The organism is Mesorhizobium sp. WSM4840 (assembly GCF_055811755.1).
In genome coordinates this window covers 90729-107829 of record NZ_JBVVQD010000018.1, presented here as the reverse complement: position 1 = coordinate 107829, position 17101 = coordinate 90729, and the positions used below count along the sequence as shown (strand labels likewise).

The 17101-nt window shown below is 64.7% G+C and carries 18 protein-coding genes and 1 pseudogene; 11 read left to right on the top strand and 8 right to left on the bottom strand.

Annotated features, from left to right (window positions below; all coding sequences use genetic code 11):
• Window positions 1–234 precede the first annotated feature (234 nt).
• From AC0L3I_RS23150 to AC0L3I_RS23140, 3 genes and pseudogenes are all read left to right on the top strand, one after another.
• On the top strand, window positions 235–381 hold the full coding sequence (locus AC0L3I_RS23150) for a hypothetical protein (protein WP_123146006.1): 147 nt from the start codon (window positions 235–237) through the stop codon (window positions 379–381).
• A gap of 302 nt (window positions 382–683) precedes the next feature.
• Window positions 684–1021: pseudogene (locus AC0L3I_RS23145) on the top strand (thiol-disulfide oxidoreductase DCC family protein).
• 69 nt (window positions 1022–1090) lie between these two features.
• Window positions 1091–2812 (top strand): DUF4166 domain-containing protein, encoded by a 1722-nt coding sequence (locus AC0L3I_RS23140; protein WP_473485708.1) that lies wholly within the window; start codon window positions 1091–1093, stop codon window positions 2810–2812.
• Here the strand turns inward: AC0L3I_RS23140 and AC0L3I_RS23135 are convergent.
• From AC0L3I_RS23135 to AC0L3I_RS23125, 3 genes are all read right to left on the bottom strand, one after another.
• A complete protein-coding gene (locus AC0L3I_RS23135) occupies window positions 2731–3108 on the bottom strand; it encodes a DUF1850 domain-containing protein (protein ID WP_473485709.1) in 378 nt (125 codons plus the stop codon). The genes AC0L3I_RS23140 and AC0L3I_RS23135 overlap by 82 nt on opposite strands.
• Entirely contained in the window at window positions 3105–5195 is a 2091-nt protein-coding gene (locus tag AC0L3I_RS23130) for a TRAP transporter permease (protein WP_473528325.1), read from the bottom strand. Before AC0L3I_RS23130 ends, AC0L3I_RS23135 begins: the two co-directional genes overlap by 4 nt.
• 161 nt (window positions 5196–5356) lie before the next feature.
• Window positions 5357–6316 carry a TAXI family TRAP transporter solute-binding subunit gene (locus tag AC0L3I_RS23125; RefSeq protein ID WP_473528324.1) on the bottom strand — a complete coding sequence of 320 codons (960 nt, stop codon included), beginning with the start codon at window positions 6314–6316 and terminating at the stop codon, window positions 5357–5359.
• Window positions 6317–6557: 241 nt separating this feature from the next.
• On the opposite strand from AC0L3I_RS23125, the gene AC0L3I_RS23120 reads away from it, so the two are divergent.
• Window positions 6558–6911 carry a YciI family protein gene (locus AC0L3I_RS23120; protein ID WP_473528323.1) on the top strand — a complete coding sequence of 118 codons (354 nt, stop codon included), beginning with the start codon at window positions 6558–6560 and terminating at the stop codon, window positions 6909–6911.
• Window positions 6911–8161 carry an RNA polymerase sigma factor gene (locus tag AC0L3I_RS23115; RefSeq protein WP_473528339.1) on the top strand — a complete coding sequence of 417 codons (1251 nt, stop codon included), beginning with the start codon at window positions 6911–6913 and terminating at the stop codon, window positions 8159–8161. Before AC0L3I_RS23120 ends, AC0L3I_RS23115 begins: the two co-directional genes overlap by 1 nt.
• A gap of 252 nt (window positions 8162–8413) precedes the next feature.
• Here AC0L3I_RS23115 and cysK read toward each other — a convergent pair whose 3' ends face one another.
• The 4 genes from cysK to hrcA form a co-directional block, all read right to left on the bottom strand.
• Window positions 8414–9394, bottom strand: coding sequence for a cysteine synthase A (cysK, locus tag AC0L3I_RS23110; RefSeq protein ID WP_473528322.1), 981 nt, complete (start codon window positions 9392–9394; stop codon window positions 8414–8416).
• A gap of 186 nt (window positions 9395–9580) precedes the next feature.
• The gene (locus AC0L3I_RS23105; protein WP_473528321.1) at window positions 9581–10198 is read right to left on the bottom strand and encodes a LysE family translocator; all 618 of its coding nucleotides are present in this window, start codon (window positions 10196–10198) and stop codon (window positions 9581–9583) included.
• A gap of 206 nt (window positions 10199–10404) precedes the next feature.
• Entirely contained in the window at window positions 10405–10602 is a 198-nt protein-coding gene (locus tag AC0L3I_RS23100) for a hypothetical protein (protein WP_029347942.1), read from the bottom strand.
• A 136-nt stretch (window positions 10603–10738) separates the two neighbouring features.
• Window positions 10739–11854, bottom strand: coding sequence for a heat-inducible transcriptional repressor HrcA (gene hrcA / locus AC0L3I_RS23095; protein ID WP_095495919.1), 1116 nt, complete (start codon window positions 11852–11854; stop codon window positions 10739–10741).
• Between the two features lie 134 nt (window positions 11855–11988).
• Between hrcA and rph the strand changes: the two genes are divergently transcribed.
• The 4 genes from rph to hemW all read left to right on the top strand — a co-directional run bounded on the left by rph (window position 11989) and on the right by hemW (window position 15122).
• Complete coding sequence (gene rph / locus AC0L3I_RS23090; RefSeq protein WP_292183601.1) at window positions 11989–12705, top strand: ribonuclease PH; 717 nt, start codon at window positions 11989–11991, stop codon at window positions 12703–12705.
• A 184-nt stretch (window positions 12706–12889) separates the two neighbouring features.
• Complete coding sequence (locus AC0L3I_RS23085) at window positions 12890–13300, top strand: VOC family protein (RefSeq protein ID WP_473485714.1); 411 nt, start codon at window positions 12890–12892, stop codon at window positions 13298–13300.
• Window positions 13300–13962, top strand: coding sequence for an RdgB/HAM1 family non-canonical purine NTP pyrophosphatase (gene rdgB / locus AC0L3I_RS23080; protein ID WP_473485715.1), 663 nt, complete (start codon window positions 13300–13302; stop codon window positions 13960–13962). The genes AC0L3I_RS23085 and rdgB overlap by 1 nt, the downstream gene beginning before the upstream one ends.
• On the top strand, window positions 13959–15122 hold the full coding sequence (gene hemW / locus AC0L3I_RS23075; RefSeq protein ID WP_473528320.1) for a radical SAM family heme chaperone HemW: 1164 nt from the start codon (window positions 13959–13961) through the stop codon (window positions 15120–15122). Before rdgB ends, hemW begins: the two co-directional genes overlap by 4 nt.
• A 283-nt stretch (window positions 15123–15405) precedes the next feature.
• On the opposite strand, the gene AC0L3I_RS23070 is transcribed toward hemW, so the two are convergent.
• A complete protein-coding gene (locus AC0L3I_RS23070) occupies window positions 15406–15603 on the bottom strand; it encodes a hypothetical protein (protein WP_123145992.1) in 198 nt (65 codons plus the stop codon).
• A gap of 187 nt (window positions 15604–15790) precedes the next feature.
• On the opposite strand from AC0L3I_RS23070, the gene rsmI reads away from it, so the two are divergent.
• Window positions 15791–16720: a 16S rRNA (cytidine(1402)-2'-O)-methyltransferase gene (gene rsmI, locus AC0L3I_RS23065; protein WP_473485717.1), complete on the top strand. Its 930-nt coding sequence runs from the start codon at window positions 15791–15793 to the stop codon at window positions 16718–16720.
• Window positions 16713–17090 (top strand): YraN family protein, encoded by a 378-nt coding sequence (locus AC0L3I_RS23060; protein WP_123145990.1) that lies wholly within the window; start codon window positions 16713–16715, stop codon window positions 17088–17090. The genes rsmI and AC0L3I_RS23060 overlap by 8 nt, the downstream gene beginning before the upstream one ends.
• The last annotated feature ends 11 nt before the right edge of the window (window positions 17091–17101 follow it).

Below are 17101 nucleotides of genomic sequence, written 5' to 3'. Positions count from 1 at the left end.
TGAAACAGAAACGCGTCCGAGCGACATCCAAACGAAACATATGTGATGCAAAAGTCACATCGACCGAAATGTCGACGAACTGCATGGAAAGACCCCGAATCAGCCGCATTGCGGCCACGAACCAAGGCCTTTTCGACCAGATATTAACATCGTGTTCACCGACTATTCACGCCTAGACGCTATGATCTCCGCAATTCGGAAGGGACATCCGAAATCGGGACAGGGACAGGTAAAATGAGCTTCTTGACGCACCTCATCGGCTACGCTGCCGCCATCCGCGAATTTGTCGCGCCGACCTACCGGCCGGAGCGCTATTACATGCGCGGCCCTGGCCCCGCTTGCGCACGCCGCAGCCATACGCTCGGCATCAGCGCACACTGATGACGACCATGGAAATCCGTCACGACAGCCGGATCTGCAGGCCGGCCGCCGATCACCGTGCGACGACCTATCGCGTGGAACGTCGTGCGCTCGCCGACAGGCGGCGTGCGACAACACCAAGGTTCTGAGATTCTAGGGACTTTGATCTCGCAGCCGGCAAGCTTAGTGTCGTTTGACACCAAGCAGCCGGGACTCGCGTGACCACCCAGCCAGACAATCCTCCTGAAAAACCCGCCTTCGATGCAAGCCAGCCGTTGATCGTGTTCGACGGCGTTTGCGTGCTGTGCTCGGGCTTCGTGCGCATGGTGGTGGGGCTCGACCGCAAAAGCCGCTTCCGCTTCGCCACGGCGCAGTCACCGCTCGGTGAAGCACTGTTTCGAAATATGGACTGCGGACGGACAGCTACGAGACCAATCTGGCCCTCATCGACGGCGCCGCCTTCACCCGCCTGGACAGGTTCGTTGCCGCCATGGCCGAACGGGGCTGGCGGTGGCGGGCGGCGAAGTCGTTGCTCCTGCTGCCGCGCCCGCTCCGCAACTGGCTCTACGATCGCATTGCCAAGAACCGTTACGCGCTGTTCGGCAGGAAAGCGAGTTGCGAGATCCCTTCCGCCGAGTTGGAGGGGGGGCTGATTGGCTAGGCGCCGAGCTCCAGCAGGTTTTCGCTTTGCCCGATATAGCGGGACCCTTAGCTTTTTGGGGGAGCCGCGATGAAGATCCTCATCGTCGGCGGCTATGGCAGCTTTGGCGGCCGGATCGTCGAACTGCTTGAAAACGAGCCGCGCCTAACCCTGATCGTCGCCGGGCGCTCGCTGGCTAGGGCCGATGCCTACTGCAAGAGCCGCGATCGTGCCGTCGCCCGGATCGTTCCTGCGCTGTTCGACCGCGACGGCGATATCGTCGAGCAACTTTCACCGCTGCGGCCCGATATACTGATCGATGCCAGCGGCCCGTTCCAGGCCTATGGCGAGGGCCGGTACCGCCTGATCGAGGCCTGCATGGACCAGGGCGTCAACTATCTCGACCTCGCCGACGGCTCGGATTTCGTCGCCGGCGTGTCTGCGTTCAATGAGGCGGCGCGAGAGGCTGGTCTTTTCGTGCTGTCCGGGGTCTCCAGTTTTCCGGTGCTGACGGCGGCGGCAGTGCGTCGCCTGTCTGCGGACATGGCTCGGGTCGACCGCATCCGCGGCGGCATCGCGCCGTCGCCGTTTGCCGGTGTCGGCGAAAACGTGATCCGCGCCATAGCCGGCTATGCCGGCCAGCCGGTCACGCTCGTGCGGAACGGTCGTTCAGCGCTAGGCCATCCGTTCACCGACCAGACGCGCTACACCATCGCGCCGCCGGGCCGCCTGCCACTGAGAAATACGCTGTTCTCGCTGGTCGACGTCCCCGACCTGCGCGCACTGGCAGAGCTTTGGCCGGAAGCGAAAACCATCTGGATGGGAGCTGGGCCGGTTCCCGAAGTGCTTCACCGCGCCTTGATCGGGCTTGCCTGGCTGGTGCGCGCGCGAACAGTCCGCTCGCTTTCGCCGCTGGCCCCGCTCATGCAGATGGCGACGAACCGGCTGCGCTGGGGCGAGCACCGCGGCGGCATGTTCGTCGAGGTGGCGGGATCGGACCAGACGGGCGTAGCGGTCACACGATCGTGGCACCTGCTGGCGGAGGGCAATGACGGGCCGCTGATCCCGTCGATGGCGGTCGAGGCGCTGGTCCGCAAGGCGCTGGATGGACATGAGGCGCCGCCTGGCGCGCGGGCTGCCGTGCACGATTTGGAGCTTGAGGATTATGAAGCGCTGTTTGCCAGCAAGACGATCTACACAGGTTTCAGAAACGAACCCGTTGATTTGGACACGCCGCTTTATGCCGCCTTGCTCGGCGACGCCTGGCTAAGCCTGCCGGACGAGATCCGCGCCATGCATGATGGCACGACGACAGCGGAAGGACGGGCGCGGGTCGAGCGCGGAGGTAATATCCTTGGCCGGCTAACGGCCTGGCTGGTCGGGTTTCCGAAGCCGTGCGCCGATATCCCTGTCCGTGTCCGGTTTGAACCCGGCAAGGATGGCGAAACCTGGACCCGGACATTCGGCGCGCACAGTTTTTCAAGCCGACAGTGCGCTGGCCGGGACCGGTCGCAGCGGCTGCTGTGCGAACGCTTCGGCCCGTTGACCTTCGCGATGGCGCTGGTCGCCGAAGATGGACGGCTGACGCTCGCCCTGCGTCGATGGAGCATTTGGGGTCTGCCGCTGCCGCTGTGGCTGTGCCCGCGCTCGACATCCTACGAAACCGTGGAAGACGGCCGGTTCCGCTTCCATGTCGAGATTTCACACCGCTTCACTGGAATCATCGTCCGTTATCGCGGCTGGCTCGAACCTTCGCAGGGCTCCAGCACGGTCGCATCGCCTGCCGCCTTGGCGAGTTCGCGGCAGCCCTGAACCGTGCAGAGCGTCCAGCCTTCACCTGTCGCGCCAGAGGCCGCGAGCACAAGGCGCCGCTGCGGCGCCATCTTTGGTTTATAGATCCACCAACCGTCTCGCAGCACCGAGCCTTCCGGCGGTTCCATGCCGGCGCCCGAGCCCTTGATCCGTGCCTCGACGATTTGCAAGCCGGACGGCATCACCTTCCAGTCTTCCTGCCAATGCGTCTTTTCCACCGAATGCGTCCAGGCGAGCGTGAAGGCGGCGACAGTGAGCGTCACCGTCTTGCCGGCGGCGAGGATACAGAGGCTCATGCGGTGCCGGTGGCTTGCCGCGCACGCCAGCAGTGCCAGCCGATCCAGGCGACAGAGAGCGCCCAGCCGGCTTCGTCGGTGACAGGCAGTGCGGCAACCAGCAGCACGCCGGCGGCGAAGGCGACGAGACGTTCCCACCAGGCCATGCGCCGGGCGAGGAACCCGACGGCGGCTGCGCCCCACAGGGCAATGCCCATGCAGGCCTTGGCGACGATATAGGCGACCTCGACCGGATAACTGAACTGGGCGGCGATCGGACCGGGGTCCTGCAGCATCAGCGCCGGGGTATAGACCGCCATGAACGGCACGACGAAGCCGGCGACGGCAAGCTTGGTGGCCTGGATGCCGATCTTGAGGCCGCTCTCCTTGGCCATCGGCGCGGCGGCGAAGGCGGCCAGCGCCACCGGCGGAGTGAGGTCGGCCATGATGCCGAAATAGAAGACGAACATATGGCTGACCACCAGCGGCACGCCAAGCGACAGCAATGCCGGCCCGGCCAGCGACGAGGTGATGATGTAATTGGGGATCGTCGGGATGCCCATGCCGAGCACCAGGCAGGTCAGCATGGTCAGTACCAGCGACAGGAACAGATTGTTCTCGCCGATGGAGATGATCAAGCCGATGAAGGTGGAGGCGATGCCGGTGAGCGTCAAAGTGCCGATGACGATGCCGACGATGGCGCAGGCGATGCCGACCGGCAGCGCGTTCTTTGCTCCCTCGGCAAGCGAGTCTATGCATATCTGCAGCGTCTCGCGTCCGCCCCTGAATGTGACGCAGGCGACAATTAGCCCAGCGATCACAAAGCTGAGGATATTGACGCCGAACCTCATGAAAGAGGCGGCGGCAAGCCCGAGCGCCAGCCAGAAGACGATGCGGAACGCAAGCGGCCCGATCAGCGCCGCCAGCGGCGTGCCGAGGATGAGCACGATGGTCAGCGCCAGCCCCATGGTGCCGGCGAAGATCGGCGTATAGCCGGCAAACAGCAGATAGATAAGTGCGGCCAGCGGCAGCACCAGCGGCCAATGTCTTCTCACCGCGTCCCACGGATTGGGCAGGTCCGCCTTGGCCATGCCCTGCAGGCCGGCCTTGCCGGCCTCCAGGTAGACCTGCCAGAAGCAGGCGCCAAAATAGAGCAGCGCCGGGATTATCGCCGCCTTGACCACCTCGGCATAGGGAATGTTCAGTGTCTCAGCCATGATGAAGGCGACCGCGCCCATCACCGGCGGCATGATCTGGCCGCCCATCGACGAGGTCGCCTCGACGGCGCCGGCGAAGGCCGAACGAAAGCCGAAGCGCTTCATCAGCGGGATAGTGAACTGGCCGGAGGCAACCACATTGGCGACGCCGGAGCCGGAAATGGTGCCCATCAGCGCCGAGGACAGAACGCAGACCTGGGCCGGGCCGCCGCGCCAAGAGCCGACCAGGCCAAGGGCGAAATCGTTGAACAGCGCGATCATGCCGGCGCGTTCGAGAAAGGCGGCGAAGACGACGAAGATGAAGATATAGGCGGCCGAGACGTAGACCGGCGTGCCGTATATGCCTTCGGTGCCAAAGGCGAAGGTGTCGATGAGCTGGGCGAAATCATAGCCGCGATGGATGAAGGGCGGCGGCAGATGATTGCCGGCGAATGCGTAGGCGAAGAAGATCAAGGCGATCAGAGCAAGCGGCAGCCCCATCAGCCGCCGCGCTGCCTCGAAAACCAGCACGATCAGCACCGCGCCGACGATCAGGTCCGGCGTGGTGAGGAAGCCGGAGCGCCGGATGAGATCGGCATAGAACACCCAATTGTAGAGGCCGGTGGCGAAGCCGAGCAAGCCGAGCGTCCAGAACGCTGCTTTGGCCGGTGTGCTTGTGGCGCGCAGATTGGCGATCAGGCCAAAGCCGAGCAGCAGCAGAAAACCGACATGCATGGCGCGCACCACCTGGCTCGGCAGGCTGCCATAGGCGGCGATGTAGATCTGGAAGATGGAGAAGGCGATGGCGATGAGAAAGGCGGCCTTGCCGGCGAGCCCTTCGCCGAAACCCGGCGGCAGGCCTTCGACCGGGGCTTCGGCGGTGGGGGAAAGAACGGTCGGGGTTTCGGTCATTGGCGGGGTTCCTGGCGGGCGCCCTCCCCCTCGAGGGGAGAGTGCCGAGCGAAGCGAGGCGGGTGGGGTCGGTTCAGGGGCCGCGCACTGCCGCAACGACCCCGCCCGTCCATCCGCCTTCGGCGGCTGTCCACCCTCCCCTCAAGGGGGAGGGAGCGGCCCTACTTCACCAGCCCCTTTTCCTTGTAATACCGCTCGGCGCCGGGATGCAGCGGCACCGGCATGCCGTCGAGCGCCTTGGCGATGTCGATCGTCTTGGCGGCTGCATGGGCGGCGGCGAGCTGGTCGAGATTTTCGAACAACAGCTTGGTCATCTGATAGGCGGTCTCGTCGGAGACGTCGGCGTGGGTGATGAGGAAATTGCCGACGGCGGCGGTCGCGACATCCTCGGTCTGGCCCTCATAGGTGCCCTTGGGAATGGCCACCGAAAGATAGGGCGAGCCGATCTTGGCGACGTCCTCCGCCGGGACGGCGACGACGTTGATCGGCACCGACGTGGCGAGGTCGCGGATCGAGGCGACGCCGAGTCCGGCCGATTGCAGCGTGGCGTCGAGCTGGCGGTTCTTGATCAGCTCGACCGATTCGGCGAAGGGCAGATACTCGACCCGTCCGAGATCCTCGTATTTCAGCCCGGCGGCGGCGAAGATAGCGCGGGCGTTGAGCTCGGTGCCGGAGGCCGGCGCGCCGACCGACAGGCTCTTGCCCTTGAGGTCGGCGAGTGTCTTGATGCCGGACTCTTTGCTGGCAACGATCTGGATGTAGTTGGGATAGATCGCGGCGATGCCGCGCAGCTTGTCGAGCTTGCCCGGATAGCCGGCTTCGGTATTGCCCTCGGCGGCCAGTTTGACGGCATCGCCGAGCGCGAAGGCGATCTCGCCCTTGCCCTGCTGCAGCAGGTTGAGGTTCTCGACCGAAGCTTTCGTCGCCTGCACCTGGGTGCGGGCGCCTTCGATGCCCTTGCCGTAGATTTCCGACAGCGCGACGCCGAGTGGATAATAGACGCCCGAGGTGCCGCCGGTCAGCACGTTGATGAATTCCTGCGCCGTGGCCGACACCGCGCCAAGGCCCAGCGACAGCGCCAGCGCGCCGGCGGCAATAAACTTCGTCCTGAAATTGTACATGTGATTTCCTCCCTGAAATATTTGCCACCGCACGACCCGAGGCGAGTTTAGACAGCGGGCAGGAAATGCCAACCCGCAATTGCGCCGATTAGACCAACGGTCGATGCCGTGGATATGCAGGCTTGCGCGAGATGCCACCCGGGCCGAAAAGATTTTCGCAGCGCCTGTCGAAATCGGGCAACGATGCGCGACATTGGTGCGGCCGGCAACGACGCGGCCTTCGAAACCACGGGAGAAGACCATGCGATACATGCTTTTGATCTACGCAAACGAAGCCGGGATGGCGGCAGCGCCGGCGGATGCGGTGACCCAGATGTCGAGCGCCTATGTCAGCTACACGGAAGCGTTGAAGAAATCCGGAACCTGGCTCGCAGGCGACCGGCTGAAGCCGACGCAATCCGCCACCTCGGTGCGGATAGCCGACGGCAAGACCAACGTGCTCGACGGCCCCTATGCCGACACCAAGGAACAGCTTGCCGGTTTCTACATGATCGAGGCGGAGGACGTCGACGCGGCGATTGCCTGGGCGGCGCGCTGCCCAGGTGCCAGCACCGGCACCGTGGAGGTGCGGCCGATCTGGGAACTGACCATGTGATATCGGAACAGCCCGACATAGCACGGGCGGCGGCGGATGCAGCCGCCCGCCAAAGCTACGGCAAGCTGGTCGCCTATCTCGCCGCGCGCATGCGTGACGTGGCCGGCGCTGAGGACGCGCTGGCCGATGCCTTTGCGGCGGCGCTGGAACGCTGGCCGCAAGCCGGCGTGCCGCAGAAGCCGGAAGCCTGGCTGCTGGCGGTGGCACGCAGACGTAGCGTCGACGCGATCCGGCGGCGGCTGACCAGCGAGGCGGGCCGCGACCATCTCAGGTTGATCGCCGAGGAGATCGAGGCCCGCATGGCCGATGAAGACCTGCCCGACGAGCGGCTGCGGCTGATGTTTGCCTGCGCCCATCCGGCGATCGAGGCTGGCGTGCGCGCGCCTCTGATCCTGCAGACCATTTTAGGCTTCGACGCAGCGACGATCGCCTCGGCCTTCCTGGTGTCGCCGGCAACGATGGGCCAGCGCCTGGTGCGCGCCAAAAGCCGCATCCGCGAGACCGGCATTCCGTTCCGGGTGCCGGAGCGGGCCGAGCTCGGCGAGCGGCTGGATGCGGTGCTGGAAGCGATCTACACCGCGTTTGCCGAAGGCTGGTCCGATCCGGCCGGCACCGAGACACGGCGCCGCAATCTCGCGACCGAAGGCATCTGGCTCGGCCGGCTGGTGGCGTCGTTGATGCCGGATGAGCCGGAAGCGCTCGGCCTGCTGGCGCTGATGCTGTTTGCCGAGGCGCGGCGTGCGGCGCGGCGCAACGCCGCCGGAGACTATGTGCCTTTGGCCGAGCAGGAGCTTGCGCTGTGGGACGGGGCCTTGATTGACGAAGCGGAGACATTGCTGAAGCACGCCGCGGCCAAGGGCGTCGTCGGCCGCTATCAGCTCGAGGCAGCCGTGCAATCCGCCCATACGACAAGGCGGCTGACCGGCCGGACCGACTGGACCGCGATCAAACAGCTCTATGATGCGCTGTCGGTGATTGCCGGCTCGCCGGTGGTATCGATCAACCGCGCGGTGGCCATCGCCGAGGCCGACGGCGCCGCGGCGGGATTGAGCGCACTTGATGGGCTTGGCGACGACAAACGGCTGCATGATTATCAGCCTTATTGGGCCGCCCGCGCGGGCCTCCTGGCCAGGCTCGGCAAAACCCGGGAAGCGGCCGAGGCCTATAACCGGGCGATCGGCCTCGAACGCGATCCGGCCGTGCGCCGGTTCCTGCAGGAACGGCGGGCGGGACTCGCAGCCGAAGAATGAGGTCCGGGAAAGGCCGGAGGTCAGACAAGATCCGATGTTTGGGAGCTAAGGCCGAGCGCAGGCGCCGCCCCTCATTGCCCTGTTCTGCAACGCTGGCGATTGGCGAGGCCGTCTATGAGAGCGCCCCTCGCCCCGTTTACGGGGAGAGGATGCCGGCAGGCAGGTGAGGGGCCGCGCCGGCTTCGACAATTAGCGGGCGATACGGAAGCGCAGGAAACCGCAACCGCAGACCGGCACAAATACCAATATGCCCTAAGCCCCCAGCCCTTCGAACAGGATCGTCGACAGATAGCGCTCGGCGAAGGATGGGATGACGACGACGAGGTTCTTGCCCTTGTTCTCCGGCCGTGAGCCGACGACGATCGCCGCCTGCAGGGCAGCACCCGACGAGATGCCGACCGGGACGCCTTCGAGGCGGGCGACGAGCCGCGCATTGGCAACCGAATCCTCGTTGGAGACCTTGACGATCTCGTCATAGATCGTCGTGTCGAGGATCTTCGGCGCGAAGCCGGCGCCAATGCCTTGGATCTTGTGCGGGCCGGGCTGGCCGCCCGACAGCACCGGCGAGGCTTCCGGCTCGACGGCGACGACATGCACGGAGGGCTTGCGCTGCTTCAGCACCTGGCCGACGCCGGTGATGGTGCCGCCGGTGCCGATGCCGGCGACGAAGATGTCGACCTCTCCATGAGTGTCGTTCCAGATTTCCTCGGCGGTGGTACGGCGGTGGATTTCCGGATTGGCCGGATTCTCGAACTGCTGCGGAATAATGGCGTCGGGCAGCGTCGCGGCCAACTCATCGGCCTTGGCGATGGCGCCCTTCATGCCTTTCGGCCCTTCGGTCAGCACCAGTTCGGCGCCGAGCAGCGCCAGCATCTTGCGGCGTTCCACCGACATCGTTTCCGGCATGGTCAGGATCAGTTTGTAGCCCTTGGCGGCGGCGGCGAAGGCGAGCGCGATGCCGGTGTTGCCCGAGGTCGGCTCGATCAGCGTGGTCCTGCCGGGCGCAATCCTGCCCGATGCCTCAAGCGCCTCGATCATCGAGACGCCGATGCGATCCTTGACCGAGGCGATCGGATTGAAGAATTCGAGCTTGGCCAGCAGATTGGCAACGACGCCCTTTTCATTGGCGAACTTGTCGAGCCGCACCAGCGGCGTGTCGCCGATCGTCTCGGTGATCGAATTGTAGATGCGGCCGCGGCCGGGCACATGCGCGGTGGTGGCGGGCTTGTTCATTGGTTTCGCTCCCAAGAGTTAGGCGGGCAAGAGTCAGACGGGCAAGAGTCAGGCAGCTAATTCTCGACCAGGCAGGATAAAGCCTTCGGCCGCGCAAGATAGTCTGCCGTTTGAAAATATCCGAGTGGGTCGCATGCTGAAAACACACTCGCCCCGGAAAAGCATTCCAGCCGAGGCCAAAGTGACCTATTGCCGGGCGGCGATCGCAGCCGCCGCGCCGGCCATGAAACCGGCGGCGGTGCGGTTCAGCGCCCTCAGCGCGCGCGGCGACGTCAGGAACCCGCGCGCTTTGGCCGCCAGCACCAGATAGGGCACCAGCACCACCAGGAGCACGACGAGCGTGAGCGCCACGAGGATGCCGTAGTCGGCGAGTGTGATGGTCTTCAGATCAACGATGGTCGGCGTGATGGCGAGATAGAAGATCATGGTCTTCGGATTGCCGAGCGTGACGGCGAGGCCCGCAATAAAGCTGGACACCAACCCGCCCCTGCCCTTCTTCGCCTCCACCGTTTCGGACGTGATGCCGCTCGTCCAGAAGCGCCAGCCAAGGAAGGCGAGATAGGCGACGCCCAGCCATTTGATCGCCAGGAAGGCCATGCCGAAGGTCTGCGCGACGAGAGCGAGGCCGAGCACCACGGCGGTGAGATAGGCGAGATCGCCGAGCATCAGTCCGAAGGACATGGCGAGCGCCGAACGAAAGCCGGACCCGAGCGCACGCGCAATAAGCGCGGTCAGCCCCGGGCCAGGGATGGCGGCGGCGATACCGAGGGCCACGCTATAAGCGAGGAATCCGGTGAGGGTCATGGTTTCGGCCTTAGCGCATGACCCCGAAAATCGGAATCGACCTTTTAAGACTGACCTTGTCGCACAAAGGCGGGCAGGCGTGTACTCCCTGAGAGTCGGATTCGATTGCACCAGCGCCGCCGGCCAGGCGAACCCACCGATCAAGTTCCGCTTTGACTGGTCCAGCACACGGAGAGTTGAAGCAATCGACCGTTTGTCTTTCGGGCTCAGTTTCCGGCCGCGTAAAAATCATCATCCAGACGCTTTTCGAGCGCGACGAGATCGGCCGGCAACGGCAGGCCCATGGCGCGCATTTCCCTCAGCTTTTCGCGCAGCTGCTCCTGCACTTCATGCTGATCCTCAGGCTGGTTGATCATCTGCTCGAGCAACAGGCTGATCTGAGCCTTGAATGATTCCAGCGCCATTTTTTTCTCCTTGAGGTCCACCCAAAGCGCGTCGCGGTTGAGGGGTTCCTGCGACTCGCTTTGCTTTCTTGTTTTCATGCATGTCGTTATTCCAAAACCGCTGCTCAACCGAGGGCAGGCTTTTGGGCGACATGCATTACCGCAGCATGCGGGAAATAAGCTGCGCGGTATAGTCGACCATCGGCACGATGCGGGCGTAGTTCAGCCGGGTCGGGCCGATGACGCCGAGCGCGCCGATGACGCGGGCGTCCTTGTCGCGATAGGGCGCCACGACCAGCGACGAGCCGGACAGCGAAAACAGCTTGTTTTCCGAGCCGATGAAGATGCGCACACCGGAGCCTTCCTCGGCAAGGTCGAGAAGCTGGATCAGCCCGTCCTGCGTCTCCAGATCCTCAAACAAATGCCGCAGGAGCTCGATGTCGGCCTGCGCGGTGACATTTTCCAGCAGGTTGGCGCGGCCGCGCACGATGAGACGCGCCGGCAGGCCGCTCTCGGCGCCTGCCCAGACCGCTAGGCCCTTCTCGACCAGATCCTGAGACAGCGTGTCGAGGGCGGCCTTGGTCTCTTCCTTGATGCGGGCGATCTCGATCCGCGCCTCGGCCAGCGTGCGGCCACGGATATGGGCATTGAGGAAGTTTGACGCTTCATGCAATTGCGAGACGGTGATGCCGGCGGGCAGGTCGACGACGCGATTTTCGACGTCGCCGTTCTGCGACACCAGCACGGCCAGCGCCTTGTTCGGCTCGAGCTGGATGAACTCGATGTGCTTTAGCGGCACCTCGTTCTTGGCGGCAAGCACGAGGCCGGCGCCGCGCGACATCCCGGACAGCATCTGGCTGGCTTCGGTGAGCAGATGTTCCAGCGTCGCGCCCGAGCCGGAGGCGCGTACCTGCGCCTCGATGGTGCGGCGCTCCTCGTCGGAGAGGTCGCCAAGCTCCATAAAAGCATCGACGAAGAAGCGCAGGCCGGCCTGGGTCGGCAATCGGCCGGCCGAGATATGCGGCGCATAAATCAGGCCGAGATGCTCGAGATCGCTCATCACGTTGCGGATGGTGGCGGGCGACAGCGACGACGGCAGGATACGCGACAGGCTGCGTGAGCCGACCGGCTCGCCGTCCTTCAGATAAGAATCGACAATGCGCCGAAAGATGTCGCGCGAGCGCATGTCGAGCGACTGGAGTGCGGGCGATTGAAGCGCGGGCGACTGGAGCACTGCCGCCGACTGGGAACCGGGATCGACTGCCTTGGTCATTCGAGCCAAATACCTCCGGCCCAAAGATATAGACTTCGGCCACACCCGCGCAACCGGCCATTTTCCTTTGCGCCCTGCGCCCCATGCGGCTACAAGCCGGCCACGATTCCGAAAAAGATAGGAAAAAAGCCTGAATGCGCCCTTCTAAACGCCAATTCGACGAAATGCGCGCCATCTCCTTCGAGCGCGGCGTCTCCAAGCACGCGGAAGGTTCGTGCCTGGTGAAGTTCGGCGACACCCATGTGCTGTGCACGGCCAGCCTCGAGGAAAAAGTGCCGGGCTGGATGCGCAATTCCGGAAAGGGCTGGGTGACGGCGGAATACGGCATGCTGCCGCGCTCGACCGGCGAGCGCATGCGCCGCGAAGCTTCGGCCGGCAAGCAAGGCGGCCGCACACTCGAAATCCAGCGGCTGATCGGCCGTTCGCTGCGCGCCGTGGTCGATCTGCAGGCGCTCGGCGAGCAGCAGATCACCGTCGACTGCGACGTGATCCAGGCCGATGGCGGCACGCGCACCGCGTCGATCACCGGCGGCTGGGTGGCGCTCCATGACTGCCTGCGCTGGATGGAAGCCCGGCAGATGGCCAGCGTCGCCAAGGTGCTGAAGGACCATGTCGCGGCTATCTCCTGCGGCATCCATGACGGCCAGCCGGTCATCGACCTCGATTATCTCGAAGACTCCTCGGCCGGCACCGACGCCAACTTCGTCATGACCGGCAAGGGCGGCATCGTCGAGATCCAAGGCACGGCCGAGGGCGAGCCTTTCTCGGAAGAGCAGTTCACGGCGCTGATGGAATTGGCCAAGAAGGGCATTGCGCGACTGGTCAGCCTGCAGCAGATGGCCGTGGCGTAGCCCTAAAAATGCCGAGCTTGTCCGCCCCCCTCTGGCCTGCCGGCCATCTCCCCCTGAAGGGGGGAGATCGGATGTCATTTCGGCCTTCGCCAATCTCCAACATCGAAGGGTGCGCGACGACGCAGAAGCTGCCAATCTCCCCCCTTGAGGGGGAGATGGCCGGCAGGCCAGAGGGGGGTGCTTCGTGACTCCCTCTGCAATCCTGGAATCGGCACTATACGTCACAGACCTCGCTGCTGCGGAAACCTTCTACACCGGCGTGCTCGGGCTCGATCTGCTGGGCAAGGTCGACGGCAGGCATCTTTTCTTCCGTTGCGGGGACGGCGTGCTGCTCATCTTCAACGCCGAGGCGACCAAGGTGCCGCCGGCGCCCGATGCCAGACTGAAGGTGCCGCCGCACGGCACTGTCGGCGACGGCCATCTCTGCTTTGCGGCGAGTGCGGACGAGATCGTGCGCTGGAAGGCACATCTTGAGCAGAAGAAAATCGCCATCGAAAGCGAGTTCGAATGGCCGCAAGGCGGCCGCTCGATCTATATTCGCGACCCTTCCGGCAATTCGATCGAATTCGCCGAACCAAGAATCTGGGGCTTCTGATGCATTCGCTTGATGGGCACAGAATTGTCGTTGCTAGCCATAATGCCGGCAAATTGCGCGAATTCGCCGATCTGATGGCGCCATTCGGCATAGAAGCGAAGTCGGCCAAGGAATACGGCCTGCCGGAGCCGGACGAGACCGGCACCACCTTCGAGGAGAACGCCTATATCAAGGCTCTTGCCGCCGCCAAGGCGACAGGCCTGCCGGCATTATCGGACGACTCCGGCCTGTGTGTCGATGCGCTGGGCGGAGCGCCCGGCGTCTACACCGCCGATTGGGCCGAGGCGCCGGACGGTTCGCGCGATTTCGGCATGGCGATGCAGCGAGCGGAAGTGGCGTTGCAGGAAGTCGGCGCGGTCGCGCCTGCGCAGCGCAAGGGCCGCTTCGTCGCCGTCATCTGCCTGGCCTTTCCCGACGGCGCGGCCGAATATTTCCGAGGTGAGGTCGAGGGCACGCTGGTGTGGCCGCCGCGCGGCGAACTCGGCTTCGGCTACGACCCGGTGTTCGTGCCGGACGGTTTCGAAAAGACCTTCGGCGAGATGACCGCAGAGGAAAAACATGGCTGGAAGCCCGGCCAGCCGACGGCATTGTCGCATCGCGCCCGCGCCTTCCAGAAATTCGCGCAAGCCAGACTGGATTTGGCACGATCGGCTGTGAAATGACCATGCTGCTTGACCGCAGCCCCGGCTTCGGCGTCTACATCCACTGGCCGTTCTGCGCGGCCAAGTGCCCCTATTGCGACTTCAACAGCCATGTCCGCCACCAGCCGGTCGACCAGGAGCGTTTTGCGCGCGCCTTCGAGGCCGAGCTTGCGACGATGCGCCACCGCACCGGACCGCGCGAGGTGACCAGCATTTTTCTCGGCGGCGGCACACCGTCGCTGATGAAGCCGGAAACCGTGGCGACGGTGCTGGACGCGGTGGCGAAGAACTGGACGGTGCCCGCCGGCATCGAGGTGACGCTGGAAGCCAACCCCTCCTCGGTCGAGGCCGAGCGCTTTCGCGGCTACCGGGCGGCGGGCGTCAACCGCGTGTCGCTCGGCGTGCAGGCGCTGAACGACAAGGATCTGCGCTTCCTCGGCCGCCTGCACAATGTCGACGAAGCGCTGCATGCGATCGGCCTAGCACGTGAGATCTTTCCGCGGCTGTCGTTCGACCTGATCTACGCACGGCCCGGCCAGACACCTGAAGCGTGGCAGGCGGAGCTCGAACAGGCTATCAGCCACGCCGCCGACCATCTGTCGCTCTATCAGCTGACCATCGAGGAAGGCACGCCGTTCCACGCGCTGCATGCGGCCAAGAAATTCGCCGTTCCCGACAATGATCTTGCCGCCGATCTCTACGCGTTGACGCAGGAGATCACCGCCGCGCATGGACTTCCGGCCTACGAGATTTCCAACCACGCCAGGCCTGGTGCGGAAAGTCGGCACAATCTGACCTATTGGCGCTATGGCGAATATGTCGGCATCGGTCCCGGCGCGCATGGCCGCTTCGTCGAAAACGGCCGCCGCGTGGTGACGATCGCCGAAAGAATGCCGGAAACCTGGGCCAATCTGGTCGAGGCCAAGGGCCATGGCATCACTGGCGGCGAGACCCTGACGCGCTCGGAAGAGGCCGACGAGTTCCTGCTGATGGGGCTGAGGCTGACTGAGGGCATCGACCTCTCCCGTTACGAAGCGTTTTCCGGCCGCGGCCTCTCGACGGCACGGCTGTCAGTGCTGCAGGGCGAGGGGCTGGTCGCGCCGATCGGCAATGCCCGCCTGCGCGCCACTCCGGCCGGCATGATCGTGCTCGACGCCGTGGTGGCGGATCTGGCGCGGTAGAGCGCCATGCCTTCGTCATTAAGGGGCGGAGCAGGAGTGCAGACCCTTTGATGGGGAAGGGGACAGCGCGCCCTCTGGGCCGAGGAATTAGGCGTCGTGTTTGTGGCGGCCCTTGGCGTGGTCTTTCTCGGCGTCCGCCTCACCGGAGCGTGCCGGCTTGGCGTCGCCCTTGTCGCGGCGGGCGCGGTGTTGATCGCTCATCGGGTGTGGGGGCGCTCCGTTGCGGGAGCTTTTCGTTTCAAGGCGGGTGATGAAAATGTCGAAGCGATTGGGCATCGTCTGGTCAGTGCTCCATCGTGCTGCCGGTGCCGGTCGAAGGCTTGATTTCCAGGTCGGTTGCCTTTGAAGGACGACGCTTTCGCGGCTTTTTGGCCAAGCCGGCGCCGGTTTTGGCAGGCTGACCCTTGTCCTTTCGCGCGGCAAAGCGCTTGCGCCCTGCATAGTAGGGTTCGAAAACGTCCTGTATCTTAAGACTGTCCATCCTGCTCCTCCCGAGATCAGGGGTAAATCCGCCGGGCATGGTTTCGTTCCGTACTGTGGCGAAGGCATGGCGAGTGCTTCACTTCGGCACGGGTTTTGCAACCGAGCGTGAGCCGTGCCAAACAGGGCCGAATGCATTCAAAGTGTCAGAGCCTATTCAAAGTGTCAGAGCCTGACGGGGGACACCGGTGACCGGCGAGTTGGCAAGACGCAGCTATGTGATCGGCCAGACCGAAATACCAGCCCGGCCGCTCGCGCCGGCGCTCTATCTGGTGGCGACGCCGATCGGCAATCTCGCCGATATCACATTACGCGCGCTTGAAACGCTCGCCGCCGCCGATATCGTTGCCTGCGAGGACACGCGTGTCAGCCGCGTGCTGCTCGACCGCTACGGCATCCGCCGCCGCACCACTGCCTATCACGAGCACAATGCCGCAGAGGCCGGCCCAAAACTGATCGCAGCCTTGCTGGCCGGGCAGAGCGTGGCGCTGATCTCGGACGCCGGCACGCCGCTGATCTCCGATCCCGGCTACCGGCTGGTCGGCGAAGCGCTCGACCAAGGCATTCGTGTCGTGCCGATCCCCGGCCCGTCGGCGCCGCTTGCGGCGCTGACGGCATCAGGCCTGCCCTCCGACGCCTTTCTGTTTGCCGGCTTCCTGCCGGTGAAGACTGGACAGCGGCTGGCGCGGCTGGAGGCGCTTAAAACCGTGCCGGCGACGCTGATCTTCTTCGAATCGCCGCGCCGGCTGGCCGAGACGCTCAGTGCCATGGTCGTGGCGCTAGGCGGTGAGCGCAGGGCCGCGATCGGCCGCGAGCTGACCAAGACCTTCGAGGAAATGCGGACTGGCACCTTGCAGTCGCTCGCCGATCATTACGCGGCGGCCGACACGCCGAAGGGCGAGATCGTCATCTGCGTCGGCCCGTTGGAAGCGACCGCCGACGAACCGGCCGACATCGACCGGCTGCTGCTTTCGCTTGCCGCCGAAATGCCGGCCTCCAAGGCGGCGGCGGAAGCCGCCAAGATGACCGGCGGCCAAAAGCAGGCGCTTTACCGGCGGCTGCTCGAACTCAAGGACACAGGGAAGAACCGGGACGCCGGGAAGGACGGCGATGGCTGAACGCCCGGTCGCCAGCCGCCAGCGGGCCTATCGGCGCGGCCACCGCAGTGAGTGGCTGGCGGCGGCGGCATTGATGGTAAAAGGCTACCGGATCCTGGCGCGCCGCCACCGCACGCGGTTCGGCGAGATCGACCTGATCGCGCGGCGCGGCGACTTGGTGCTGATCGTCGAGGTGAAAGCGCGCCGCACACTGATGGAAGCGATGGAGGCTATCGCTTACGAATCGGAGCGCCGCATCGAAAGCGCCGCCGATCTCTGGCTGTCGCGCCAATCCGACTATGGAAGATTGTCGGTTCGCTTCGACATGGTCGCGGTGCTGCCGTGGCGCTGGCCGGTGCATGTTGAGAATGTTTTTTACGGGCGGAATTAGGTGCGCCGTCC